The 22,970-nt window shown below is 69.1% G+C and carries 24 protein-coding genes and 1 tRNA gene; 11 read left to right on the top strand and 14 right to left on the bottom strand.

Features of this window, described 5'->3' with window-relative positions; all coding sequences use genetic code 11:
* From AC1D1T_RS11280 to AC1D1T_RS11290, 3 genes are all read left to right on the top strand, one after another.
* A partial coding sequence (locus tag AC1D1T_RS11280; protein ID WP_477991887.1) for a non-ribosomal peptide synthetase occupies positions 1-1,003 on the top strand: 1,003 nt, incomplete at its 5' end.
* Complete coding sequence (locus AC1D1T_RS11285; RefSeq protein WP_477825918.1) at positions 1,000-1,725, top strand: alpha/beta fold hydrolase; 726 nt, start codon at positions 1,000-1,002, stop codon at positions 1,723-1,725. The genes AC1D1T_RS11280 and AC1D1T_RS11285, both read left to right, overlap by 4 nt.
* Before the next feature lie 23 nt (positions 1,726-1,748).
* Positions 1,749-2,582 (top strand): alpha/beta fold hydrolase, encoded by an 834-nt coding sequence (locus tag AC1D1T_RS11290; protein ID WP_477825919.1) that lies wholly within the window; start codon positions 1,749-1,751, stop codon positions 2,580-2,582.
* 9 nt (positions 2,583-2,591) lie between these two features.
* Here the strand turns inward: AC1D1T_RS11290 and AC1D1T_RS11295 are convergent, their stop codons facing one another.
* From AC1D1T_RS11295 to metG, 10 genes are all read right to left on the bottom strand, one after another.
* Positions 2,592-3,758 carry a type II toxin-antitoxin system HipA family toxin gene (locus AC1D1T_RS11295; protein ID WP_477825920.1) on the bottom strand — a complete coding sequence of 389 codons (1,167 nt, stop codon included), beginning with the start codon at positions 3,756-3,758 and terminating at the stop codon, positions 2,592-2,594.
* Between the two features lie 49 nt (positions 3,759-3,807).
* Positions 3,808-4,074, bottom strand: a complete 267-nt coding sequence (locus AC1D1T_RS11300) for a helix-turn-helix domain-containing protein (RefSeq protein ID WP_477825921.1) — start codon at positions 4,072-4,074, stop codon at positions 3,808-3,810.
* A 71-nt stretch (positions 4,075-4,145) separates the two neighbouring features.
* On the bottom strand, positions 4,146-4,979 hold the full coding sequence (gene panC, locus AC1D1T_RS11305) for a pantoate--beta-alanine ligase (RefSeq protein ID WP_477842878.1): 834 nt from the start codon (positions 4,977-4,979) through the stop codon (positions 4,146-4,148).
* Positions 4,980-4,992: 13 nt separating this feature from the next.
* Positions 4,993-5,826 carry a 3-methyl-2-oxobutanoate hydroxymethyltransferase gene (panB, locus tag AC1D1T_RS11310; RefSeq protein ID WP_477825923.1) on the bottom strand — a complete coding sequence of 278 codons (834 nt, stop codon included), beginning with the start codon at positions 5,824-5,826 and terminating at the stop codon, positions 4,993-4,995.
* The gene (gene bioB, locus AC1D1T_RS11315; RefSeq protein WP_477991888.1) at positions 5,823-6,815 is read right to left on the bottom strand and encodes a biotin synthase BioB; all 993 of its coding nucleotides are present in this window, start codon (positions 6,813-6,815) and stop codon (positions 5,823-5,825) included. Before bioB ends, panB begins: the two co-directional genes overlap by 4 nt.
* Before the next feature lie 12 nt (positions 6,816-6,827).
* On the bottom strand, positions 6,828-7,667 hold the full coding sequence (locus AC1D1T_RS11320; protein WP_047505453.1) for a segregation and condensation protein A: 840 nt from the start codon (positions 7,665-7,667) through the stop codon (positions 6,828-6,830).
* Between the two features lie 34 nt (positions 7,668-7,701).
* Positions 7,702-7,902, bottom strand: a complete 201-nt coding sequence (locus AC1D1T_RS11325) for a DUF3460 family protein (protein ID WP_047505455.1) — start codon at positions 7,900-7,902, stop codon at positions 7,702-7,704.
* Between the two features lie 33 nt (positions 7,903-7,935).
* Complete coding sequence (locus AC1D1T_RS11330) at positions 7,936-9,540, bottom strand: SulP family inorganic anion transporter (protein ID WP_477827572.1); 1,605 nt, start codon at positions 9,538-9,540, stop codon at positions 7,936-7,938.
* A 75-nt stretch (positions 9,541-9,615) separates the two neighbouring features.
* The gene (locus tag AC1D1T_RS11335; RefSeq protein ID WP_477991889.1) at positions 9,616-10,287 is read right to left on the bottom strand and encodes a hypothetical protein; all 672 of its coding nucleotides are present in this window, start codon (positions 10,285-10,287) and stop codon (positions 9,616-9,618) included.
* 76 nt (positions 10,288-10,363) lie between these two features.
* Positions 10,364-12,409 (bottom strand): methionine--tRNA ligase, encoded by a 2,046-nt coding sequence (gene metG / locus AC1D1T_RS11340; RefSeq protein WP_477828587.1) that lies wholly within the window; start codon positions 12,407-12,409, stop codon positions 10,364-10,366.
* Positions 12,410-12,509: 100 nt separating this feature from the next.
* Between metG and apbC the strand changes: the two genes are divergently transcribed.
* Positions 12,510-13,601 carry an iron-sulfur cluster carrier protein ApbC gene (apbC, locus tag AC1D1T_RS11345; RefSeq protein WP_477842963.1) on the top strand — a complete coding sequence of 364 codons (1,092 nt, stop codon included), beginning with the start codon at positions 12,510-12,512 and terminating at the stop codon, positions 13,599-13,601.
* Between the two features lie 9 nt (positions 13,602-13,610).
* Positions 13,611-13,859, top strand: a complete 249-nt coding sequence (locus tag AC1D1T_RS11350; RefSeq protein WP_477828459.1) for a hypothetical protein — start codon at positions 13,611-13,613, stop codon at positions 13,857-13,859.
* 67 nt (positions 13,860-13,926) lie between these two features.
* Here AC1D1T_RS11350 and trmB read toward each other — a convergent pair whose 3' ends face one another.
* Positions 13,927-14,634 carry a tRNA (guanosine(46)-N7)-methyltransferase TrmB gene (trmB, locus tag AC1D1T_RS11355; RefSeq protein ID WP_477828458.1) on the bottom strand — a complete coding sequence of 236 codons (708 nt, stop codon included), beginning with the start codon at positions 14,632-14,634 and terminating at the stop codon, positions 13,927-13,929.
* Positions 14,635-14,707: 73 nt separating this feature from the next.
* Between trmB and AC1D1T_RS11360 the strand changes: the two genes are divergently transcribed.
* The 4 genes from AC1D1T_RS11360 to AC1D1T_RS11375 all read left to right on the top strand — a co-directional run bounded on the left by AC1D1T_RS11360 (position 14,708) and on the right by AC1D1T_RS11375 (position 17,990).
* A tRNA-Gly gene (locus AC1D1T_RS11360) sits at positions 14,708-14,781 on the top strand.
* A gap of 11 nt (positions 14,782-14,792) precedes the next feature.
* On the top strand, positions 14,793-16,154 hold the full coding sequence (gene chrA / locus AC1D1T_RS11365; protein WP_477991890.1) for a chromate efflux transporter: 1,362 nt from the start codon (positions 14,793-14,795) through the stop codon (positions 16,152-16,154).
* Positions 16,155-16,227: 73 nt separating this feature from the next.
* Positions 16,228-17,181, top strand: coding sequence for a bifunctional helix-turn-helix transcriptional regulator/GNAT family N-acetyltransferase (locus AC1D1T_RS11370; RefSeq protein WP_477991891.1), 954 nt, complete (start codon positions 16,228-16,230; stop codon positions 17,179-17,181).
* The gene (locus AC1D1T_RS11375) at positions 17,178-17,990 is read left to right on the top strand and encodes an SDR family NAD(P)-dependent oxidoreductase (protein ID WP_477828592.1); all 813 of its coding nucleotides are present in this window, start codon (positions 17,178-17,180) and stop codon (positions 17,988-17,990) included. Before AC1D1T_RS11370 ends, AC1D1T_RS11375 begins: the two co-directional genes overlap by 4 nt.
* A gap of 266 nt (positions 17,991-18,256) precedes the next feature.
* Here AC1D1T_RS11375 and AC1D1T_RS11380 read toward each other — a convergent pair whose 3' ends face one another.
* Complete coding sequence (locus AC1D1T_RS11380; RefSeq protein ID WP_477991892.1) at positions 18,257-19,087, bottom strand: hypothetical protein; 831 nt, start codon at positions 19,085-19,087, stop codon at positions 18,257-18,259.
* A gap of 222 nt (positions 19,088-19,309) precedes the next feature.
* On the opposite strand from AC1D1T_RS11380, the gene AC1D1T_RS11385 reads away from it, so the two are divergent.
* A complete protein-coding gene (locus AC1D1T_RS11385; RefSeq protein ID WP_465114410.1) occupies positions 19,310-19,909 on the top strand; it encodes a TetR/AcrR family transcriptional regulator in 600 nt (199 codons plus the stop codon).
* 69 nt (positions 19,910-19,978) lie between these two features.
* Here the strand turns inward: AC1D1T_RS11385 and AC1D1T_RS11390 are convergent, their stop codons facing one another.
* The gene (locus tag AC1D1T_RS11390) at positions 19,979-20,884 is read right to left on the bottom strand and encodes a LysR family transcriptional regulator (RefSeq protein ID WP_465114409.1); all 906 of its coding nucleotides are present in this window, start codon (positions 20,882-20,884) and stop codon (positions 19,979-19,981) included.
* Positions 20,885-20,986: 102 nt separating this feature from the next.
* On the opposite strand from AC1D1T_RS11390, the gene AC1D1T_RS11395 reads away from it, so the two are divergent.
* Complete coding sequence (locus AC1D1T_RS11395) at positions 20,987-21,802, top strand: NAD(P)H-dependent oxidoreductase (RefSeq protein WP_465114408.1); 816 nt, start codon at positions 20,987-20,989, stop codon at positions 21,800-21,802.
* Positions 21,803-21,835: 33 nt separating this feature from the next.
* Here the strand turns inward: AC1D1T_RS11395 and AC1D1T_RS11400 are convergent, their stop codons facing one another.
* Complete coding sequence (locus AC1D1T_RS11400; protein WP_465114407.1) at positions 21,836-22,969, bottom strand: 3-deoxy-7-phosphoheptulonate synthase; 1,134 nt, start codon at positions 22,967-22,969, stop codon at positions 21,836-21,838.
* Position 22,970 lies beyond the last annotated feature (1 nt).

Genomic DNA, 22,970 nt, shown 5'->3' on the forward strand with positions numbered 1-22,970 from the left:
GCCCAACTTCCGCGCGCTGTGCGGCGGCGAGGGGCTGCCGCGCGAGCTGGCCGATGCGCTTCTCGCGCGCACCGGAGAGCTGTGGAACCTGTACGGGCCGACCGAGACGACGGTGTGGTCGACCGCGGAGCGCGTGATCGGCGGCGGTGCGCCGGTCACGATCGGCCGGCCGATCGACAACACGCAGGTGCATGTGCTGAGCCGCGCCGGCGAGCTGCAGCCGGCCGGCATCCCGGGCGAGCTGTGGATCGGCGGCGCGGGTGTCGCGACCGGCTACCACCGCCGGCCGGAGCTGACGGCGGATCGCTTCATCGCCGATCGCTTCTCGACCCAGCCGGGTGCGCGGCTCTACCGCACCGGCGACCTCGGCCGCTGGACGGCGCAGGGGCGGCTGGAGCACCTGGGGCGCATCGACCACCAGGTGAAGATCCGCGGCTTCCGCATCGAGCTGGGCGAGATCGAATCGGTGCTCGCAGGGCACGAGTCGGTGCGGCAATCGGTGGTGATCGCGCGCGAGGCGGGGCCCGGCGACCTGCGGCTGGTGGCCTACGTGGTCTACCAGCCCGGCGAGGACCTGACCGTCAGCGAGGTGCGGCGCCACCTGCGGCGCGAGCTGCCGGACTACATGGTGCCGTCGCTGGTGGTCGCGCTCGACGCGATCCCGCTGACGCCGAACGGCAAGGTCGACCGCGCGGCGTTGCCGGACCCGTTCAAGAACGTCGCGCCGGTGGCCGCGTACGAGCCGCCGGCACCGGGGCTGGAGCGGCTGCTGGCCGATGTGTGGCAGCAGACGCTGCAGATCGAGCGGGTCGGCGCCGAGGACAACTTCTTCGAGCTGGGCGGGCATTCGCTGCTGTCGCTGCGTGTCGCGGTGGCGGTGGAGCAGCGCACCGGCTGGCGCATGGATCCGCGCGTGCTCTTCTTCCAGAACCTTCGCCAGATCGCGGCTGCGGGCGCCGCGCATGTCTCTGCTGATTTTTCCGATCACTTGCCCAGCCCATGAACCCATTCTTCTTCGGCACCCGGCAACGGCGGCTGTTCGGCGTGTACAGCCCGGCGCGGGCGTCGGCGGCCGGCAGCGGCACGCGGGCCGTGCTGCTGTGCCCGCCGTGGGGCCAGGAGTACCTGCGCGCCCACCGTGCGATGAAGCAGCTCGCGACGCTGCTGAACCAGGCCGGCGTGCACGTGCTGCGCTTCGACTGGTTCGGCACCGGCGACTCGGCCGGCGAGATGCTGGACGCGAGCCTGGCCGGCTGGCAGGCCGACATCGAGACGGCGATCGACGAGCTGAAGGACACGACCGATGCAGCACGTATCGGGCTGGTGGGGCTGCGGCTGGGCGGCACGCTGGCCGCGGCCGTGGCGGCGCGGCGGCGCAAGGACGTCGACAGCCTGGTGCTGTGGGATCCGGTGGTGTCGGGCGAGGGGTACCTGAAGGAGTTGCTGGCCGCAGCGCCTGCCCGCAAGCCGGAGCACGGTGGCGGTCATGAGGTGATGGGCTTTGCGCTGAGCGAGGCGATGGCGGCCGAGCTGCGCGGGCTGGTGCTGCCAGCGGCGGAGTTGCCGGCGCGCACGCTGGTGGTTCGATCGGTGGCAGGCGAGGCGGTCGGGTCATTGCCGGTCGAACAGGTCGAGGGCCAGCCCGCCTGGCTGGAGGACCACCATTCGGGGGCCGGCGCGGTGCCGGTGAAGGTGTTGCAGCGCGTTGCGCAGTGGTGGAGCTGATGGTGAACGAGCAGGTGCTTCTGATGGGTCCGCGCAAGGCGCTGGTGGGCATCGTGACGCCGGCGGCGGAGGGTGCGGCGACGGCGCCCGGCCGGCCGGCGGTGGTGGTGCTGAACTCGGGGATCATCCACCGCGTCGGCGCGAACCGGATGACGGTGCAGCTGTGCCGGCGGCTGTCGGGGCAGGGCTTCGACGCGGTGCGGTTCGACCTCTCGGGCATCGGCGACAGCGAACCGCGCGACGACGGGCTCGGGCTGCTGGAGGCGAGCCTGGCCGACATCAAGGACGCGCTCGACACATTGGAATCAGTGCGCGGCTTCAAGCGCTTCGTGCTGGTCGGCCTGTGCTCGGGCGCGGACCATGCGGTGGTGTACGCGGGGCGGGATCCGCGGGTGACGGGGCTGGTGTTGCTGGACCCGTCGATCCCGCACACGCCGCGCTACTACCTGAACCACTATGCGCGGCGCGCGACGCGGCTGAGCAGCTGGATGAACATCGCGCGGGGCAAGCATCCGCTGTGGCATGCGCTGGGACAGCGCATGGGCGGGGCGGGTCATGCGGAGGTGCCGGAAGAGGGGCCGCGTGCCGACCTGGATTCGCCGGAGGCCAAGGCCTTCCTGTCGAACGCCTATGCGGCGGCACACCGTTCGGGCAACCGGTTCCTGGCGGTGCTGACGGCGGAACGCGAAGACCATCACAACTACCGCGAGCAACTGATCGACGCGTTCCCCGACGTGCCGTTCGGGGACCGGCTGCAGCTGGAGTACCACGAGGGCACGGATCACACGTTCACCGCGGAGGCGGATCGGGAGCGGGTGATCGAGGGGATCGTGGGGTGGATGCGCGCTGCCGCGTGAGATCGATGGTCAGGCCTGCTGCAAGCGCTTGAAGGTGTCGAGCCAGGTCTGCGTCTGCTGCGCGATGAGTTCTCGCAACCCGGGCAGGCGCCGGGCCACCCTGTCCAGCGATGCCAGCGTTGCGAAGGTCAGCTCGCACAGCTGAATGGTGCGCTCGACGATCCGGGCCTTAGGCATGTCACACCGCAGGCCGAAGTCCAGCAAGCCCAGCCGTGCCGCGAAGAAGCTGCGGTTGCCCTCCAGGTTCAACGCCAGGTTGTCGTCGGCAATGTAGAGCCGCGTGCAGACGATGTCGTAGGCCGGTGCCATGCGCACCGCGCCGCTCAGGCTGTCGTACAGCACGCCGAAGTTCTTCATGTGCGCGTCGCCGTTGCCGAGGATGCACGACAGCACCACCATGTCGAACAGCTGCTCGCGCGCGGCGGGCAGTTGCTCGGGTGAGCAGTACAGGTGCAGCAGCCTCAGCACGAGTTCGTAGCTGCCGACGTACTTCTGGTCGGCGGCGCGGCCGGCCAGGGCCAGCATGTCCTCGAAGCCGAGGACGCGTCCGTCGGGCGGCCGGTCGAAGCGGCGCATCACGAACAGCTCGCCGTCGTCGGACAGGTGGAACTCGGGCACCGGCACGCCGGCCTGCTTCACGATGCTCATGCAGATGAACTCGTTGATCGCGAGGCCCGGGAATTCGCCGAGGCCTGACTTGACGATGAGTTCTGAGGTGGGCAGCGATGCCTTGGGCGTGGGCCGCATGTCGTCGCTGACGCGCTCGGGGACGAGCACCTTGGGCTGCACGCCGCTCAACCCGGTGCGCATCAGGTAGCTGTCGACGAGGCGGGCGAAGAGTTCCCGTGAGCCGCCGTGTGCGAGCAGTTCAGCGAGGGACTCGCCTCGCACAGGCGCTTCGTTCCCGGCCTGCCCTTCGAGCGTGAAGCGCAACCGGCCGATGGGTGCCTGCGACCCGATCACCGTCAGCAGCAGCAGCGGATCGAGTCCGGTGGTCTTCGCGAGTCGATTGCGCAGTTGCTCCAGCACGAAGCCTTCCGGCATGTTCATCTGGAAGATCGGATGCAGCGACGGGAACTCGTACGGCCGGGCGCGCAACGGCATGCCGAGCGCTGGCGCCGACTCGGGCGTGGCATCGGGTGCGAAAGAGAACAGGTAGCTGCCATCGCGCTGCAAGATGCCGGACAGACCTTACGGTGTGTGAACCAGCACCTTGGTGGGCGATTCACTCATCGCCGTCTTTCAACAGGGCGCTGATCTCGTCCAGCGTCGGTCGCCGGGCGGGCGCCACCTGCAGTTGGGCTCCGAGTGCCGCTGCGACCCGTGCATAGGACGAAGCGGCGACACCTGGTCGGCCGGCTTCGACGTGGATCACCTTCAGGCGGGGAATGCCGGCGATGTGGGCCACGTCGACCAGCCGCAGGCCGCGCTGCTTGCGCATCTCCTGCAAGGACTGCCCCAGCACCACCAGATTGACCGAGAAATCACCCATGAAAGTATCGTAATCGATACTTAACAGGTAGCAAGTATCAAATTTGATACTTTCTGGGTCTCTGAATTGCCTCAGAACTCCAGGTTGTCGATCAACCGCGTCTGCCCCAACCGCGCCGCGCCGAGCGCGACCAGCGAGCCGGCCGTGTCGCCGCTGCCGGGCGGCAGCAGGTCGGCGCGCCGCCGCACCGTCAGGTAGTCCGGCTGCCATCCACGCGCCGCCAGATCCGCCATCGCCTTGGCCTCGAGTTGCGCGAGCGCCTGGCCGCCTGCGGCAAAGCCCTCAGCCAGCGCCCGCAGGCTGCGCGACAAGGCCACCGCCTCCTCGCGCTCCGCCGCGCCCAGGTACCCATTGCGCGACGACAGCGCGAGCCCGTCCTCCGCCCGGCTCGTCTCGCCCGCCTCGATCACGATCGGCAACGCGAACTGCTGCGTCATCTGCCGGATCACCATCAGCTGCTGGTAGTCCTTCTTGCCGAACACCGCGATGCGCGGTTGCACGCAGGCGAACAGCTTCATCACCACCGTGCACACGCCGGTGAAGAAACCCGGCCGGAAATGCCCTTCGAGGATGTCGGCCAGCGCCGCATCGGGCACCACCTTGAAGGTCTGCGGCTGCGGGTACAGCTCGCGCTCGTCGGGCGCGAACACGAGGTCGCAGCCGGCGCCCTGCAGCAGCTCGCTGTCGCGGGCCAGCGTGCGCGGGTAACGGTCGAAATCCTCGTGCGGCGCGAACTGCAGCCGGTTCACGAAGATGCTCGCCACCACCGGCAGCCCCTGCCGCTTTGCCTGCCGCACCAGCGCCAGGTGGCCCTCGTGCAGGTTGCCCATCGTGGGCACGAAGGCGCAGGCACCGGGCGTGCCGAGTGCCGCGCGCAGGTCGGCGATCGAATGAACGGTTTTCATCGCGGTGGAAAGCTCAGTAGCCGTGCAGGCTGTCGTCGGGGAAGCGGCGGGCCTTCACGTCGGCCACGTAGCGCGTGATCGCGTCGCCGATGCCGGCGCTGCCCTCCATGAAGTTGCGCACGAAGCGCGGCAGCCTGCCCTGCGTGATGCCGAGCATGTCGTGCAGCACCAGCACCTGGCCCGAACAGGCCACGCCGGCACCGATGCCGATCACCGGGATGTCGAGCGCGTCGGTGATCTGCTTCGCCACCGCCGCCGGCATCAGTTCCAGCACCAGCATCGCGGCGCCCGCATCGGCCAGCTCGCGCGCATGGCGCAGCAGCGTCGCCGCGGCTTCGTTGTTGCGGCCCTGGATGCGGTAGCCGCCCAGCGCATGCACCGACTGCGGCGTCAACCCCAGGTGCGCGCACACCGGGATGCCGCGCTCCACCAGGAAGCGCACCGTCTCGGCCGTCCAGCCGCCGCCCTCGAGCTTCACCATCTGCGCGCCGGCCTGCATCAGCACCGTCGCACTCGCCAGCGCCTGCGCCGGCCCCTGCTGGTAGCTGCCGAACGGCAGGTCGCCGATCAGCCAGGCCCCGCGGTTGCCGCGCGCGACGCAGCGCGTGTGGTACGCCATCTCGTCCAGCGTCACCGGCAGCGTGCTCGCCTGGCCCTGCAGCACCATGCCCAGCGAATCGCCGACCAGCAGGCAATCGACGCCGGCCGCATCGAGCAGCCGCGCGAAGCTGGTGTCATAGCAGGTCAGCATCGCGATCGGCTCGCGGGCCGCGTGCATCTCGCGCAGCCGGTGCAGCGTCACCGCCTTGCGGCCGGGCACGGCGTCCTGGACCGGGTGGCTGCTCATGCCGGCCGCATCCCCAGCTTGTCGAGCAGCGCGCGGTCGGCCTGCACGTCGGGGTTGCCGGTGGTCAGCAGCTTGTCGCCGTAGAAGATCGAATTGGCGCCGGCCGTGAAGCACAGCGCCTGCACCGCCTCGCCCAGCGCCTGGCGCCCGGCCGACAGGCGCACGCGCGCGGTCGGCATCGTGATGCGCGCCACCGCGATCGTGCGCACGAACTCCAGTGGGTCGAGCTGCACCGTGCCGTGCAGCGGCGTGCCTTCGACCTGCACCAGGTTGTTGATCGGCACCGATTCCGGGTACGGATCGAGGTTGGCCAGCGCGCCGATCAGGCCGGCCCGCTGCGCCCGCGTCTCGCCCATGCCGACGATGCCGCCGGCACACACCTTGACGCCGGCACCGCGCACGCGCTGCAGCGTGTCGAGCCGGTCCTGGTACTGGCGGGTGCGCACGATGTCGCCGTAGAACTCCGGCGCGGTGTCGAGGTTGTGGTTGTAGTAGTCGAGGCCGGCGCTCTGCAGCGCCTCGGCATGGCCGTCTTCCAGCATGCCGAGCGTCGCGCAGGTCTCCAGGCCGAGGGATTTGACCGCGCTGACCAGCTCGGCCACCTTCTCGATGTCGCGGTCCTTCGGGCCGCGCCACGCGGCGCCCATGCAGAAGCGCGAGGCACCGGCCTCCTGCGCCCGGCGCGCGGCGTCGAGCACGGCCTCGGTGTCCATCAGCTTGCCGGCCTCGACACCGGTGTCGTAGCGCGCCGCCTGCGGGCAGTAGCTGCAGTCTTCGGGGCAGCCGCCGGTCTTGATCGACAGCAGCGTCGACAGCTGCACCTCGGCCGGGTCGAAGTGCTCGCGGTGCACGGTCTGCGCGCGGAACATCAGCTCGGTGAACGGCAGCTCGAACAGGGCCTCGATGTCGGCCACCTGCCAGCGGTCGGTCGTCGCGGCCTGGGCGGCGGCACGGGTGACGAGGTGGACGGGTGCTTCGTGGATCGTCATGGGTGTTCTTTTCTAGGCGGGTTGATAGGCCAGGCGCACGTAGATCGGCGCGAACGCCTCGGCCTGCGTGATCTCCAGCAGCCGCTCGCGCGCCAGCTCCAGCATCGCGATGAAGGTCACCACCAGCACCTGCGGTCCGCGGGTCAGGTCGAACAGCTCCTCGAACATCGCGAAGCGGCGGCCCTGCAGGCCGCGCAGCACGATGCTCATGTGCTCGCGCACGCTCAGCTCCTCGCGGGTGATCGTGTGGTGCTGGTTCAGCTTGGCGCGCTTCAGGATGTCGGCCCAGGCGGCGCGCAGCTCGTCGATCTCGACATCCGGAAAGCGCGGCGTCAGCGATTGCTCGATGGTCACCTGCGCGCGCAGGAAATCGCGCCCCAGCACCGGCAGGCGGTCGAGCCCGGCTGCCGCCAGCTTCATCTGCTCGTACTCCAGCAGCCGGCGCACCAGCTCGGCGCGCGGGTCCTCGGGCTCCTCGCCCTCGGCCACCTTCTTCGGCGGCAGCAGCATGCGCGACTTGATCTCGATCAGCATCGCCGCCATCAGCAGGTATTCGCTGGCGAGCTCGAGGTTGGTCTTGCGGATCTGGTCGACATACGCCAGGTACTGGCGCGTCACGCTGGCCAGCGGGATGTCGAGGATGTTGAAGTTCTGCTTGCGGATCAGGTAGAGCAGCAAGTCGAGCGGGCCTTCGAAGGCCTCGAGGAAGACCTCCAGCGCATCCGGCGGGATGTACAGGTCGGTCGGCATCGTGAACAGCGGCTCGCCGTACAGGCGCGCCACGGCCACGTGGTCGACCACGGTGGGCGCTGCCGCGTCGGTGGCGGCCTGCGCCAGGGCGTCTTCGCTCACGGGGTGCCCGCTCGGTGTCGCGTTCAGGGACGCTTCAATGCCCGGTCTGGTAGACGTAGGGCTGCTGGGCGACCTGGGCGTCGCGGTACTCGCTCTGCGCCTCGCGGTCGACCGGCTTGTCCCACAGCAGTTGGCGGCCCTCGAGCATCCGGCCCGCGAGCGTCGGGTCCTTGGCCTTCAGCTCCTCGATGAACGAGGTGGTGTCGGACTTGTAGGCTTTCCAGAAGAGCGGCATGGTCGGGGCCAGTGAAGCAGCGGAGGGCGGATTTTAGCCGGCCCGGGCGGCGGCCTCGGCGCCGGCCCTGTCGGCGACGATTCGCCCCGCCCCCAGCTCGGCCTCGAAGCCGGCGCGGCGGATCAGCGACAGCGGCTGCGCATCGACCCCGGCCAGGAACAGCGCCACCCCGCGCCGCGCGAGCGAGCGCTGACATTGCGCCAGCGCATCCAGCCCCGAGGTGTCCATCGACAGCATGCGCTGCAGGTCCAGTACCACCGCGCGGGTGCCGGGCAGCACGCGGGCCGGCAGCGCCTCCAGCGTGCCGACCGCGCCGAAGAACAGCGGCCCGCTCAGCGCGAACACCTGCACATCCGGCGCCGCGCTCTCGCAAGGCTCGACGCGGAACAGCGTGCTCATCCGGTAGATGAAGAACACGCAGGCGAGCACCAGCCCGAACTGCACGGCCACCGTCAGGTCGAACACCACCGTCAGCCCGAAGGTGCCCAGCAGCACCGTGCGGTAGTGCAGGCTGAAGCGGCGCAGGCGCGCGAACTCGTGCCATTCGCCCATGTTCCACGCGACGAACAGCAGGATGCCGGCCAGCCCCGCCAACGGCACGTGCACCGCCAGCGGCGCGGCCACCAGCACCACCGCGAGCAGCGTGGCCGCGTGCACGATGCCGGCCACCGGGCTGGTGGCGCCGGAACGCACGTTGGTCACGGTGCGGGCGATCGTGCCGGTGGCGGGGATGCCGCCGAACAGCGGGGCGACCATGTTGGCCACGCCCTGGCCCATCAGCTCCTGGTTCGGGTCGTGGCGCGGCGCCTCGCTGAGGTTGTCGGCGACGCGGGCGCACAGCAGCGATTCGACGGCGCCGAGCAGCGCGATCGTCAGGGTCGGGATCAGCAGCTGCTGCGCACTCGCCCAGCTGAACGGCGGCAGCGCGAGCCGCGGCAGGCCCTGCGGGATGCCGCCGAAGCGCGAGCCGATGGTCTCGACCGGCAACTGCAGCAGCGCGGTCGCGAGCGTCGCCAGCACCAGCGCGACGATCGGGGACGGCACGGCCTTCCAGCGTTTCGGCCACAACGCGACCAGCGCGAGGCAGCCGAGGCCCAGCGCCAGCGCCGCCGGGTTCATGCTGCCGGCATGCGAGGCGAGCGCACCCACCTGCGTGAAGAAATCCGCCGGCACCTTCTCGATGTGCAGCCCGAACAGGTCTTTCAGCTGCGACACGCCGATCAGCACCGCGATGCCGTTCGTGAAGCCGATGATGATCGCCACCGGGATGTAGCGCACCAGCGCGCCGAGCCGCAACGCGCCCATCGCGAACAGCAGCACGCCGGCCAGTGCGGTCGAGATCAGCAGGTTGGTCAGCCCGTAGCGCTCGACGATGCCGTAGACGATGACGATGAACGCACCGGCCGGCCCGCCGATCTGCACGCTGGAGCCGCCCAGCGCCGAGATCAGGAAGCCGGCGACGATGGCGGTGAAGATGCCCTGCTCGGGCTTGACGCCCGACGCGATCGCGAAGGCCATCGCGAGCGGCAGCGCGACCACGCCGACGGTGACGCCGGCCGATGCGTCCTGCCAGAAGCGCCGGCGGTCGTAGCCGCGCAGGCTGTCGAGCAGGCGGGGGCGGAACGGATGCAGGCGCATGGAACCCGAGTATCGGTCCGGCCCGCGCCGGCGTCGCTTGATCTGGATCAAACAGCGCCGGGCAGGCCGCCGCCGTCAGGCTTCCTGGCGGCGTGCGCTGTCGGCGAGCTTCAGGAACTCGTGCGGTTCGCCCACCATCCAGCGCGCCAGCTGGTCGAGCAGGTTCGAGTCGATCCGAGGCGCCGCGAAGGTGACCACCACGGTCTCCAGGTCGTCGAGGTTGCCGAGCTGGAAGCTGACCTTGCCCTGGTCGTGGTCGGGCAGCAGGCGCACCGTCATCGTGACGTCGGCGACGAAGCTGAAGCGCACTTCCTCGAGCCGGCCGTTGACCGGGTCGCGCACCCACTTCGAATCGGGCGCAATGCCGGCCTGGCGCAGGCGGGCTTCGAGCCGCTCGATCTCCGGCGGGAAGTCCTTGCTCATCGTGAGCGAGCGGCCCGACTTCTGCAGCGCGTGGATGACCACATGGTCGAACACCTCCTGCCCCCGGTGCTGCTTGCGCCGCGCGTCGACCCGGAAATCGCAGCGCGTGAGGCCGTCGACCGTGGTGCTCTTGTCGAACATGAAGCGCACCGGCGGGCGAGGCAGCAGCACGTTGAGCTGGGGCGCCAGGTCCATCCAGTAGCGCCAGGTGGTCTGGCAGGCCGTCTCGACCAGCGCGGCGTTGCGCGCGAGTGCGGCCGTGTCGACCGTCTGCTGCGTTTTCAGCGCGTCGGCCTGCCGCTTCAGATCATCCAGAAAACCCATGCTGCTCTCCCTCGAAGGCGCGCAGGATAGCCGCCTGCCGGGCGGCTGTCTCTCACCCTGTTTGGGGAACCGGCGCTCAGCGCACCCGCAAGCCCGGCGTCGCGCCCGGCCACGGCTCCAGCACGTACAGCCCCGGATTCGCCTTCTCGTCGGCATGCGATGCGGCCAGCACCATGCCTTCGCTGAGCCCGAACTTCATCTTGCGCGGCGCGAGGTTGGCCACCATCACGGTGAACTTGCCGACCAGGTCTTCCGGCTTGTAGGCCGACTTGATGCCGCTGAAGACGTTGCGCGTCTTTGCCTCGCCCACGTCGAGCGTCAGGCGCAGCAGCTTGTCGCTGCCCTCGACCGCCTCGCAGGCGACGATCTTCGCGATGCGCAGGTCGACCTTGGCGAAATCCTCGATCCTGATCTCGGGCGCGAGCTCCTCGCCGCCCGGCGGCGGCAGTGCGATCACCGGCGGCTCGAGCAGCTTGTCGAGCAGCGCCGGGTCGACGCGCTGCATCAGGTGCTTGTAGTCGCCGATCGTGTGGCCGCCGATCGCGCGCGCCGCATCGGCGAACACCATCGGCTCGACCTTCAGGAAGGCCTCGACCTGCACGGCCAGCGCCGGCAGCACCGGCTTCAGGTAGATGGTCAGCACGCGGAAGGCCTCGATGCAGACGCTGCACACATCGTGCAGCACCGCCTCCTGCCCGGCCTTCTTGGCGAGGTCCCAGGGCTTGTTCTGGTCGACGTACTCGTTCACGCGGTCGGCCAGCAGCATCACCTCGCGCAGCGCCTTGCCGTACTCGCGCTCCTCGTAGAGCTCCTCGATCGCCCGGCGGTGGTTGCGCAGGCCGTCGAGCAGCGAGCGGCCCTCGACGCCGAGGTCGGCCGACAGCCGCCCGCCGAAGCGCTTGCTGAGGAAGCCGGCGGCGCGGCTCGCGATGTTGATGTACTTGCCGACCAGGTCGGAGTTGATGCGGGCGGTGAAGTCGTCGGGGTTGAAGTCGATGTCCTCGACCTTCGCGTTCAGCTTGGCCGCGATGTAGTAGCGCAGCCATTCCGGGTTCAGCCCGACCTCGAGGTACTTCAGCGGCGAGATGCCGGTGCCGCGGCTCTTGCTCATCTTCTCGCCGCCGTTGACGGTGATGAAGCCGTGCACGTTGACGTGGTCCGGCGTCTTGCGGCCGCTGAAATGCAGCATCGCCGGCCAGAACAGCGTGTGGAAGTAGGTGATGTCCTTGCCGATGAAGTGCACCTGCTCGACCGCCGGGTCGGCGAAGAACGCGTCGAAGTCGCGCCCGGTCTTGTCGAAGTAGTTCTTCAGCGACGCCAGGTAGCCGACCGGCGCGTCGAGCCAGACGTAGAAGTACTTGTCCTCGGTGTCGGGGATGCGGATGCCGAAGTAGGGCGCATCGCGGCTGATGTCCCAGTCGGCCAGGCCGCCGTGGCCGTGCTCGTCGACGGCGAACCATTCGCGGATCTTGTTCAGCACCTCGGGCTGCAGGCGGCCGGGCGTGTGCGTCCAGTCCTTCAGGAACTCGATGCAGCGCGGCGACGAGAGCTGGAAGAAGTAGTGCGCGCTGCTCTTGAGCACCGGTGTGGCGCCGCTGAGCGCCGAGTACGGGTTCTTCAGCTCGGTGGGCGCGTAGACCGCGCCGCAGTTCTCGCACGAATCGCCGTACTGGTCCTTGGTGCCGCAGCGCGGGCATTCGCCCTTGATGTAGCGGTCGGGCAGGAACATCGCCTTCACCGGGTCGAAGAACTGCTCGATCGTGCGCTCGGCGATCAGGCCTTCCTTGCGCAGTGCGCGGTAGATGTCCTGCGCGAGCTGGTGGTTCTCGGGACCGTCGGTGGAGTGCCAGTTGTCGAAGCCGATGCTGAAGCCGTCGAGGTACTGCTTGCGGCCGGCCGCGATCTCGGCGACGAACTGCTGCGGCGTCTTGCCGGCCTTCTCGGCGGCGATCATGATCGGCGCGCCGTGCGCGTCGTCGGCGCAGACGAAGTGCACCTCGTTGCCGACCATGCGCTGGAACCGCACCCAGATGTCGGCCTGGACGTACTCCATCATGTGCCCGATGTGGAACGGCGCATTGGCGTACGGCAGGGCGGTGGTGACGAAGAGCTTGCGGGTCATCGGAGGCGTCCGGATCGGCGGGGGAGGGTCGATTCTAGGCGCGCTGGCCCGAGGGAGAAGGCGTGTGGGCTAGACTGCCCGCCGCCAACCGCCTGCCACCATGACCACCACCGAATCCGCCATCCTGGCCGCCCTGCAAGCCGTCAACGATCCGCTCACCGGCAAGGATGTCGTCGGCGCCCGCCAGGTGAAGAACCTGCGCATCCAGGGCGCGGACGTGAGCTTCGAGCTGGAGCTCGGCTACCCGGCGAAGAGCCTGCATGCGGCGCTGCGCGAATCGCTGCAGCGGGCGGTGCGCGCGTTGCCGGGCGTTGGCCGGGTCGATGTCGAGATCGCGACCCGCGTCGTGCCCCATGCGGTGCAGCGCGGGGTGCAGCTGCTGCCCAACGTGAAGAACATCGTCGCGGTGGCGTCGGGCAAGGGCGGCGTCGGCAAGAGCACGACGGCGGCCAACCTGGCGCTGGCGCTGGCCGCCGAGGGGGCGAAGGTCGGCATCCTCGACGCCGACATCTACGGCCCGAGCCAGCCGATGATGATGGGCCTGGAAGGCCGCCCGGAGAGCGCCGACGGCAAGACGATGGAGCCGATGCGCAACCATGGCGTCGAGGTGATCTCGATCGGCTTCCTGGTCGAGCGCGACAACGCGATGATCTGGCGCGGCCCGATGGCCACGCAGGCGCTGGAACAGCTGCTGCGGCAGACCAACTGGGGCGACCTCGACTACCTGATCGTCGACATGCCGCCCGGCACCGGCGACATCCAGCTGACGCTCTCCCAGCGCGTGCCGCTGACCGGCGCGGTGATCGTGACGACGCCGCAGGACATCGCGCTGATCGATGCGCGCCGCGGCATCAAGATGTTCGAGAAGGTCGGCGTGCCGATCCTGGGCGTCGTCGAGAACATGGCGGTGCATGTGTGCAGCAACTGCGGGCACGTGGAGCACATCTTCGGCGCCGATGGCGGCAAGCGCATGGCGGCCGAATTGGGCATGGACTACCTGGGTGCGCTGCCGCTGGCGCTGTCCATCCGCGAGCAGGCCGATTCGGGCAAGCCGACGGTGGTGAGCGAGCCCGACGGCGAGACGGCCGGGCTCTACAAGGCGATCGCGCGCCAGCTGGCCGCGAAGATCGCGCAGCGGACCAAGGATTTCTCGTCGAAGTTCCCGACCATCTCGATCTCGAAGACGACCTGAGGACTGCGCATGCGCTGGATGCCGATCGGAACGATGGCCTGGATGGCGGCAGCGGCCTGCATTGCGGCGCCCGAGGACGAGGGCGCTGCACGTGCCGCGTGGGCGCGCAAGCTGCAGGATTTCCAGCAATGCCAGGCCGGTCGGCGGGCGCCGAGCTACGGTCCGGCGGCGTCGGGTGCCGCGGCGAAGAAGCCTGCCAACTGCGTCGACCCGGGGCCGTTCGTGCCACCGTCGACGAAACCTGCCCGTTCGCCCTGAGCTAGTCGAAGGGTCGGGCTGAGCCTGTCGAAGCCTTGGTGCCGTACGCGCAGGCCCTTCGACAGGCTCAGGGCGAACGGGTTTCGCGCTTCGTGAACACCAGGTCCCAGACGCCGTGGCCGAGCTTGAGGCCGCGGTTCTCGAACTTGGTCAGCGGCCGATAGGCCGGTTTCGGCGCATAGCCCGCGGCGGTGTTGGCGAGCGCGGGCTCGGCCGACAGCACCTCCAGCATCTGCTCGGCATAGGGCTGCCAGTCGGTCGCGCAGTGCAGGTAGCCGCCGGGGGCCAGGTGCGCGGCGAGCTTCGCGACGAACGGCGCCTGGATCAGCCGGCGCTTGTTGTGCTTCTTCTTGTGCCACGGGTCGGGAAAGAACACATGCACGCCGGCCAGCGAGCCGGGCGCGATCATGTGCTCCAGCACCTCGACGGCATCGTGCTGCACGATGCGCAGGTTGGCGATCTGCTTCTCGCCGATGTGCTTCAGCAGTGCACCCACGCCGGGCGTGTGCACCTCGACGCCGAGGAAATCGGTGCCCGGCAGCGCCTGCGCGATCGCCGCGGTGGCGTCGCCCATGCCGAAGCCGATCTCCAGCACCAGCGGTGCGGTGCGGCCGAACGCGGCCTGCGGGTCGAAGCGCTGCTGCGCATAGGGGACCACGAAGCGCGGGCCGAGCGTCTCGAGCGCGCGCGCCTGGCCGGTGCCCATGCGGCCGGCGCGCAGCACGAAGCTCTTGATGCCGCGCAGCGGAACGGTGGGATCGGTGGGGGCGGTCATGGTAATTCGGCACGCGTGCCTGGAGGGCAGGGGGCCGAATTGTGCCCGAGCACGCGCTAGAATCGCGCCCGCTGCGGGTGTAGTTCAATGGTAGAACGGCAGCTTCCCAAGCTTCATACGAGGGTTCGATTCCCTTCACCCGCTCCAATGACCTGCCCATGAAGCCCGCGGAAGAATCGACCGCTGCAGACGCGGCACCCGAGCCCGTCTCCTTCGGCCAGGCCTTCGTCTACTGGCTCAAGCTCGGCTTCATCAGCTTCGGTGGACCTGCCGGGCAGATCGCCCTCATGCATGAGGAGCTGGTCGAGCGGCGCCGCTGGATCTCGGAAAACCGCTTCCTGCATGCGCTGAACTACTGCATGGTCCTGCCGGGGCCCGAGGCCCAGCAGCTGGCCACCTACATTGGCTGGCTCATGCACCGGACCTGGGGCGGCATCGTCGCCGGCGGATTGTTCGTGCTGCCGTCGTTGTTCATCCTCATCGCACTGTCCTGGGTCTACATGGCCTTCGGCACGGTCCCCGCGGTGGCGGGCCTCTTCTACGGCATCAAGCCGGCGGTCACGGCCATCGTCGTGTCGGCTGCGATCCGCATCGGCTCGCGTGCGCTGAAGAACCGTTGGCTGTGGGGCATCGCCGTCGCGGCCTTCGTCGCCATCTTCGCGGTGAACCTGCCTTTCCCGCTCATCGTCCTGGGTGCCGGCTTCGTCGGGTACCTGGGTGGCCGCTATGCCCCGGAGAAATTCGCTGTCGGCGCAGGCCACGGCAAGGCCGCCAAGGGGTTCGGTGCCGCCCTCATCGACGACAACACACCGACGCCGGCGCATGCGCGCTTCACCTGGAGGCACTTCCGGCGCGTCCTCGCGGCGTTCACCGGCTTGTGGGCGGTGGCCATCGGAGGGCTGACGCTGGCCTGTGGCTGGGATGCCACCCTCACGCAAATGGCGTGGTTCTTCACCAAGGCCGCACTGCTGACGTTCGGCGGGGCCTACGCCGTGCTTCCCTACGTCTACCAGGGGGCCGTGGACCACTACCACTGGCTCACGGGACTGCAGATGATTGACGGGCTGGCGCTGGGAGAGACGACGCCGGGGCCGCTCATCATGGTCGTCTCGTTCGTCGGCTTTGTCGGGGGCTGGACGAAGGCCCTCTTCGGAGCGGACTCGCTCTTCCTGGCCGGCGCGGTGGCGGCCACGGTGGTCACGTTCTTCACCTTCCTGCCGTCGTTCTTCTTCATCCTGCTCGGTGGGCCGTTCATCGAGTCGACGCATGGCAATCTGAAGTTCACGGCACCGCTGACAGGCATCACCGCAGCGGTCGTGGGCGTCATCGTCAACCTGGCGGTCTTCTTCGCCTCTCACGTGCTGTGGCCGGCGGGCCTGTCGGGGCGCTTCGAGTGGCCGGCAGCGGTCATCGGCATCGCCGCGGCCATCGCGCTGATTCGCTTCAAGGTCGGCGTCATCCCCGTCGTCCTGGTTTCGGGCTTGTGTGGCCTGGCGCTGAGCTTGGCCGCTGCCTCGTGATCCGCTGACGCCGGTCGATTTCCTCCAGCGTCCGGTTGCATGATCCACCCATATGGTTGTATCGTGCAACCATATGGACGGTTTTGCGGATCCGGAACATCCACTGGTCGAGGAGATCCGGGCAGCCTCGCGCTCCATGGCGCGCGACTGGGGTTTCATGGGCCGCCGATTCGCGGGTGCGGACCTGTCGCCGTCCGCCGTCCACGCCCTGATCGAAATCGACGCTGGCGACATCAGCGCCCGGGACCTGGGCGTGCGCCTGCGCCTGGAAAAATCCAGCGTCAGCCGCATGCTGCGCAAGCTCGTGGACTCGGGCGATGTGTGCGAGGCACCTGCCGAGCACGACAGCCGGATCAAGCTGCTCTCGCTGACCCCGCCGGGTCGACGGCGCGTGTCGGCGATCCACGCCCACGCGCGCGCCCAGGTCGCGGCCGCCTTGGGCCGCCTGAAGCACGGCCAGCACCGCACCGTTCTCAACGGCCTGCGGCTCTACAGCGAGGCGCTCGCAGGCGTGCATGAGGTGCGCCCCGATCCGCCAGCGGTCGATGTGACGCCGGGCTACCAGGTCGGGCTCATCGCCAGCGTCACCCGGATGCACGCACTGCACGACGCACGAGGGGCCGGCATCGGACAACGCGTCGAGTCCGCTGTCGCGGCAGGCCTGGCGGATTTCTGCGACAGGCTCGGCAGGCCGGGGAATGGCATCTGGACGGCCCGGCAAGGTGGCGACATCGTCGGCTCGGTCGCCATCGACGGCGATGGCCCGGGCCTCGGCGTCGCGCATCTGCGCTGGTTCATCGTGGACGAGGGCCTCCGCGGCCGCGGCGTGGGGCGCAAGCTGCTGGCCAGCGCGCTGGACTTCGCCGACGGCCAGGGATTCGCCGAAACACACCTGTGGACCGTCGACGGTTCGTCTGCCGCCCGGCATCTCCGTGAGTCGCATGGCTTCGTCTGCGTGGAAGAGCGGCCTGCCACCCAGTGGGGCCAGGACGTCCTGGAACAGCGTTTCGCGAGGAGGCGACCATGATCTCGACGCCAACCACCGAGGAGCTTGCCGGCGTTGCCCCGGAGTTGCCGACCGCGGGCCGGCTGAAGGGCCGGGTGTGCCTGGTCACCGGCGCCACGAGTGGGATCGGTCGCGCCACCGCGCTGCGGATGGCCGCGGAAGGCGCAGCCGCCGTGGTCGTGACGGGCCGCCGGGAGGAGCTCGGCCAGGCGCTCGCCGGCGAGATCCGCGAGCGCGGTGCCGAATGCCTTTTCGTGGCGGGTGATGCGACCCGCGAGCAGGACGTCGTCTCGACCCTCCAGCAGGCACACGTCCGGTTCGGCAGGCTCGACGCCGTGTTCAACAACGCGGGCTGCCAGGAACGCCGAGGCCCGTTGGCGGAGCAAAGCGACGAGGTGTACGCCCGCGTGTTCGACACGAATGTGCGTGCACTCTTTCATTTCATGCGCCATGCCATCTCGGCCATGCTGGCGGGTGGCGGCGGCACGATCGTCAACAACACCAGCGTGAGCGGGATTCGCAATCCCAATCCGGGGCTGTCTCTCTACAGCGCGTCGAAGGCGGCAGCCAACTCGCTCACGCGATCGGCCGCGATGGAATATGCGCCGGCAGGGATCCGGATCAACGCGGTCGCGCCGGGACGCGTGCTCACGGACATGATGCTTTCATCCGGCATTGCGGACATGCGCAGCGTCGCGGCCGGCCTGCCGCTGCGCAGGATGGGCCATCCGGAAGAAGTGGCCGCCGCCGCCATCTGGCTGATGTCTGATGAAGCGCGCTATGTCGTGGGCCATGTGCTCGCGACCGATGGTGGGTTCCTGGCGGGGTAGGGAAGGCGTGGCGCCCTGTCAGCACGCGGCGTCGCGTTCCGGTCTGCAGCGGCGTGCCCCATGGGGAGGAGGCGACGACCTCCCGACCGTTCCTCCCTCGACCAGAAAGCGTGCGATCGCGCGCCTGACGTCCGATGTCACTCCCACTTCACTCCACTGAGGCGCCCGCACGATCTCCAGCTCGGGAAACCCCGCCAGCGTCGTTGCGTTGCCTTCGATGCTGCAGCGTGCCAGGGCCAGCAGCACGGCGGTGCAGGTCAGTGCCCTCATGCCGTCGTTCCGGGGGAGGAGCGAATCGCGAGAGGCGGCAGCAGGTTGCGGCGCAAGGCCACGCACTCGAAGCCGCAACGCTGCATGTTCAGCAGCGACGGATTGACCTCGTCCGTGGGCTCGCCCGTCTCGGTGCCGATCCAGCGCACGCCGGTGCGCGTCGCATCCTTGACGCGGCGCGCCATGAGCGCGCGCTGACCGCCGCGGCGCCGATGCGACTCCAGCATGCTGCCGATCCCGACCCAGGCCTGGTCGCCATCCACGAACAGCGCGCCGCCGCCGACGGCCGTGGTGCCGTCGAAGGCGCCGTAGAGCTGCCAGCGAGGACGGTCGTGCAGCGCGCGCAACCAGGTGGCGACGAATGACGGCAGGCCGAATCCGCGGGTGATCGCGTCGGCGATCGCATCGGCATCCTCGTCGGTGCCGGCCGCGACACGCAACGTCGTCTCGCCTGCATCCACCGGGCCTGCCGGCCGCAGCATCTTCACCCAGTTCGCGGGTTCGCCCGGCCGCCATCCGGCCGCTTCGAGCGACAGCGCCGTGTCGCGGGGCTGCGCGTGCGTGTTGACATGCAGCCACCAGTGGCGGGAACCGGCCGCCGCGAACGCCGCTGCGACTTGCGCGGTGCTGTGGGCGCCCGCCGGCGAGCGCAGCCCGAGCCCGATCGCCCGGTTGAACAGGGGGGACTCGATGCCGGGTGCCAACAGCAGCGTCGCATCGGCGACGCGGTCGTGGGCGATGCCCAGCGTCCGGCGCAGCGCCGGGGGCGCCGCGTCGTAGTAGTCCACCCAGGCGCGGGCTTCGATGTTGTCTGCCAGGGTGGCCATGTCGGCGGGGGTCATTGTCGAGTTCACGGGAAGCGTTTCCTTCTGGCTGGATTGATTGACCTTACACCGTAAGGTCGACGCCGCGAAATGTACTGCAGGGTGCCTTACGTTGTAAAGTGGCCCATGGCCAGTGTCCGCACACCCCGCAAAGCGCCGACGTCGGTTCCGCCCGCGTCCCCACCGCTTCCTCGCACGCCGCTCGATCGGGACCGGATCGCCGCGGTGGCCCTGGCACTCATCGACAGCCTCGGGCTGGACGGCTGCTCGATGCGCCGCATCGGCCAGGAGCTGGGCGTCGAGGCGATGGCGCTCTACCATCACTTCAAGTCCAAGGGCGAGCTGCTCGACGCGGTGCAGGAGCTGCTGATCGGCGAGATCGAGATGCCCGATCCCGCCAGCGCCCCGCCGATCGAACGCATCCGCCGGAGCATGCGCAGCTACCGGCAGATCGCGGTGCGCCATCCGCGCGCCTTCACGCTGCTCGCTGCACGCCGCTTCAACACTCCGCGTGCATTCGACATCTACGAGCAGCTGCTGTTGATGTATGCCGAGTGCGGGCTGGCACCGCAGCAGCAGGCCTGGTGGTTCCGCCTGATGGGCGGCTTCGTGAACGGCGCGGGCATGGCCTACGTCGCGAGCATCGAGCACATTCCGGAACCCACCAAGCTGCAGCTGCAGCATGCGCCGCAGACCATTGCGTTGCCGCACGTCGCCGCCGTGGCGCCGTTCCTGCGAATCGAGGGCCTCGATGCCGCCTTCGAATTCGGGCTCGACGTGCTGTTGGGTGCATTGGCGCGCGGGGGCGACGCTGCGCCTCAGTGATCCGCCCCGTGCCGCCACCCATCGGGCGTGCAGCCGGTCCAGTCGTGGGTTCGATGGGTCTTCCTTGTTTCAGTGGTGGCGTCCGTTCATTGACACGATGGCCTCCCTTACCCACCTCTGTCCCCCATGCCCATGACCCCGCTCGTGCCAAACCATCCCCACCGCGAACCCTTCCACGGGAAACGGCGGCTCAACCAGCAGCAGCCTGTCCCGTCGGTCCCGCACCAGCAGCTCCGGCACCAGAGCCACGAAGTCCGACGCCGCCACGATCTCCGGCAGGAACAGAAACGATGCCGCCGACAGCACCACCTTGCGCTTGTGCCCCAGCGCCGCCAGGGTGCTGTCCACCGGCGTGACGAAGTCGGCCCCGCGCAGCGAGACGATCACGTGCTCCAGCTGCGCAAACTGCGCGACCGAGAGCTTGCGCCGCAGCCGTGGATGGTCCCGCCGGCCGATCAGCACATAGCGCTCATCGAACAGGTGCCGCGTCCGCAGGCCCGGCGGCGCGACCTCCGGCGTCATCAGCGCCAGGTCCACATCGCCCCGCGCCATCTGCGCTTCCAGCTGCGGCATGTCCAGGTTGCGCAGCGCCACGCGCACGCCGGGCGCCCGGGTGCGCAGTTCCACGACCAGCGGCTTGACCACTGCCGCCTGCAGGTAGTCCGTGCAGGCGATGGTGAAGGTCAGCTCCGCCTCGGCAGGGTCGAAGTTCCTGTGCGAGGCGACGGTGGCGCGCACCTGGTCCAAGGCGTGGCGCAAGGGGGCCAGCAGGTCGATGGCCTTGGCGGTCGGCGTCATGCCGCGTTGCGCAGGGATGAGCAACGGGTCGTCGAACGCGTCGCGCAGGCGGCTCAACTGCGCGCTGACCGCCGGTTGACTCAGGTGCAGGCGGGCGGCCGCCTTGGTCACGTTCTGCTCCACCAGCAAGGCCTCCAGGGTGACCAGCAGGTTGAGGTCGAGGCGCGTGCTATCCATGCCATGAATAGTAGCCAAACAAAGCATCGATTTCACAGATGGCTCGCAACTGCCGAGACTTGCGCCATCGCCCTACCGGCGCCACCGATGAAGAGTGAATCGATGCAGAAGAAGGTCCTGATCGTCCATGCGCACCCCGAGCCCACATCGCTGACCCGCCAGCTTGTGGAGGTGTCCTTGCAAACGCTACGGCAGCAGGGGCACGAGGTGCTGCAGTCGGATCTGTACGGCATGCACTGGAAGGCCGTGTTCGACGAACACGATTTCCCCAGCCGGGCCGACCCGGATCGCTTGTCGTTCATTGCGGAGTCAGGGCATTCCTATCTCGGTGGGCAACAGGTCGCGGACATTGCCGCCGAGCAGCAGAAGCTGCTGGCCGCCGACGCAGTGGTCTTCCAGTTTCCGCTCTGGTGGTTCGGCATGCCGGCCATCATGAAGGGCTGGGTGGACAGGGTGTGGGCCTACGGCCTCGCGTACGGCTACCAGAACGCAGGCAACCGCTACCGCTATGGCGATGGCGCCTTCAAGGGCAAGCGGGCGATGCTCGCCGTCGCGGTCGGCGGGCCGGCGAGGGATTATTCGCCGCGGGGCATCAACGGGCCGCTCGAGCAGTTGCTCTTCCCCATCACGCACGGCTCGCTCTATTTTCCCGGCTTCGACGTGCTGCCCACCTTCGCCGTCTACGGCACCGGACGAATGGCGGCGGATGAGGTGGCCGCGGCCAGGCAAGCCTGGCGCTCGCGTGTCGAACGCCTCTTCGAAGAAGCGCCCATCCCCTTCCGGCCGCAAAACGGTGGCGACTATCCCGACGGCCACGTCCTGGCAGCTCATGTCGCGGCCGGCCAGAGCGGACTGGTGGCGCACATCGCGGGCCCGGAAACGGTCCCTCTCCCTCGACCCCTCGAGAGGGGAGCCTGATCCCCTCTCCGAACCGGTGCCCTGCGCCGCCGGTCAGGTCGTGCCTGGCCGGCGGCGCTGCCCTCGACGAGCGCGCACCGCCGCGCCCAGCTCGCGCAGCAGGGGTTCCGTCTGCATCCAGCCCAGGCAGGCGTCGGTGATGGACACGCCGGGCAACAGGTCGGCCCGGGTCTGGCCTTCCAGCAGGTCCTGGCGGCCCGGCTGCAGGTGGCTTTCGATCATGACGCCGGTGATGCGCGCATCGCCCCCGGCGATCTGGCCGGCCACGTCGCGGCCGACGTCGACCTGGCGCTCGTACTTCTTGCTCGAGTTGGCATGCGAGAAGTCGATCATCACCTGCTCGCGCAGGCCCGAGGCCTTGAGCCCCTCGCAGGCCGCGGCCACGGATGCCGCGTCGTAGTTGGGCGCCTTGCCACCGCGCAGGATGATGTGGCAATCCTCGTTGCCGCGCGTCTCGAAGATCGCGGCCATGCCCATCTTGGTCATGCCCATGAAGGCGTGCGCCGAGCGCGCCGCGAGCACGGCGTCGCTCGCGACCTTGATGCCGCCGTCGGTGCCGTTCTTGAAACCGACCGGGCAGGAGAGGCCGGAGGCCAGCTGGCGGTGGCTCTGGCTTTCGGTCGTGCGCGCGCCGATGGCGCCCCAGGCGATCAGGTCGGAGATGTACTGCGGGGACAGCAGGTCCAGGAACTCGGTGCCGGCCGGCAGCCCCAGCCCGTTCACGTCCAGCAGCAGCTGGCGGGCCAGGCGCAGGCCCTCGTTCATGTGGAAGCTGCCGTCCAGGCGCGGGTCGTTGATGTAGCCCTTCCAGCCCACCGTGGTGCGCGGCTTCTCGAAGTAGACGCGCATGACGATGAGCAGGTCGCGGCTCAGTTCATCGCGGGCGGCCTTGAGCAGCCGCGCATAGTCCATCGCCTGGTCGTGGTCATGGATGGAGCACGGGCCCACCACCACCAGCAGCCGGTCGTCGCGGCCGTGCAGGACCGCGCTGATCTCCTGCCGCGCGCGCGCCACCACCTCCAGCGCCTGGTCCGAGGCCGCCAGCTCCTCGAGCAGCAGCGCCGGGCTGATCAGCGCACGCACGGCGCCGATGCGGGTATCGTCGGTGCGGGTGGCATCGAAGGTCGAGGGCTCGTCTTCGTGGGCGTGGGTGGAGGGAGTGTTCATT

The organism is Rhizobacter sp. P2_H3 (genome assembly GCF_056403355.1).

Excerpts from the sequence above, each read along its gene's own strand:
- AC1D1T_RS11285 (WP_477825918.1), top strand. The coding sequence starts at position 1,000 with ATGAACCCATTCTTCTTCGGCACCCGGCAACGGCGGCTGTTCGGCGTG.
- AC1D1T_RS11290 (WP_477825919.1), top strand. The coding sequence starts at position 1,749 with ATGGGTCCGCGCAAGGCGCTGGTGGGCATCGTGACGCCGGCGGCGGAG.
- AC1D1T_RS11300 (WP_477825921.1), bottom strand. The coding sequence starts at position 4,074 with ATGGGTGATTTCTCGGTCAATCTGGTGGTGCTGGGGCAGTCCTTGCAG.
- panC (WP_477842878.1), bottom strand. The coding sequence starts at position 4,979 with ATGAAAACCGTTCATTCGATCGCCGACCTGCGCGCGGCACTCGGCACG.
- panB (WP_477825923.1), bottom strand. The coding sequence starts at position 5,826 with ATGAGCAGCCACCCGGTCCAGGACGCCGTGCCCGGCCGCAAGGCGGTG.
- bioB (WP_477991888.1), bottom strand. The coding sequence starts at position 6,815 with ATGACGATCCACGAAGCACCCGTCCACCTCGTCACCCGTGCCGCCGCC.
- AC1D1T_RS11325 (WP_047505455.1), bottom strand. The coding sequence starts at position 7,902 with ATGCCGCTCTTCTGGAAAGCCTACAAGTCCGACACCACCTCGTTCATC.
- AC1D1T_RS11330 (WP_477827572.1), bottom strand. The coding sequence starts at position 9,540 with ATGCGCCTGCATCCGTTCCGCCCCCGCCTGCTCGACAGCCTGCGCGGC.
- AC1D1T_RS11335 (WP_477991889.1), bottom strand. The coding sequence starts at position 10,287 with ATGGGTTTTCTGGATGATCTGAAGCGGCAGGCCGACGCGCTGAAAACG.
- metG (WP_477828587.1), bottom strand. The coding sequence starts at position 12,409 with ATGACCCGCAAGCTCTTCGTCACCACCGCCCTGCCGTACGCCAATGCG.
- apbC (WP_477842963.1), top strand. The coding sequence starts at position 12,510 with ATGACCACCACCGAATCCGCCATCCTGGCCGCCCTGCAAGCCGTCAAC.
- AC1D1T_RS11350 (WP_477828459.1), top strand. The coding sequence starts at position 13,611 with ATGCGCTGGATGCCGATCGGAACGATGGCCTGGATGGCGGCAGCGGCC.
- trmB (WP_477828458.1), bottom strand. The coding sequence starts at position 14,634 with ATGACCGCCCCCACCGATCCCACCGTTCCGCTGCGCGGCATCAAGAGC.
- chrA (WP_477991890.1), top strand. The coding sequence starts at position 14,793 with ATGAAGCCCGCGGAAGAATCGACCGCTGCAGACGCGGCACCCGAGCCC.
- AC1D1T_RS11370 (WP_477991891.1), top strand. The coding sequence starts at position 16,228 with ATGGACGGTTTTGCGGATCCGGAACATCCACTGGTCGAGGAGATCCGG.
- AC1D1T_RS11375 (WP_477828592.1), top strand. The coding sequence starts at position 17,178 with ATGATCTCGACGCCAACCACCGAGGAGCTTGCCGGCGTTGCCCCGGAG.
- AC1D1T_RS11380 (WP_477991892.1), bottom strand. The coding sequence starts at position 19,087 with ATGGCCACCCTGGCAGACAACATCGAAGCCCGCGCCTGGGTGGACTAC.
- AC1D1T_RS11390 (WP_465114409.1), bottom strand. The coding sequence starts at position 20,884 with ATGGATAGCACGCGCCTCGACCTCAACCTGCTGGTCACCCTGGAGGCC.
- AC1D1T_RS11395 (WP_465114408.1), top strand. The coding sequence starts at position 20,987 with ATGCAGAAGAAGGTCCTGATCGTCCATGCGCACCCCGAGCCCACATCG.
- AC1D1T_RS11400 (WP_465114407.1), bottom strand. The coding sequence starts at position 22,969 with ATGAACACTCCCTCCACCCACGCCCACGAAGACGAGCCCTCGACCTTC.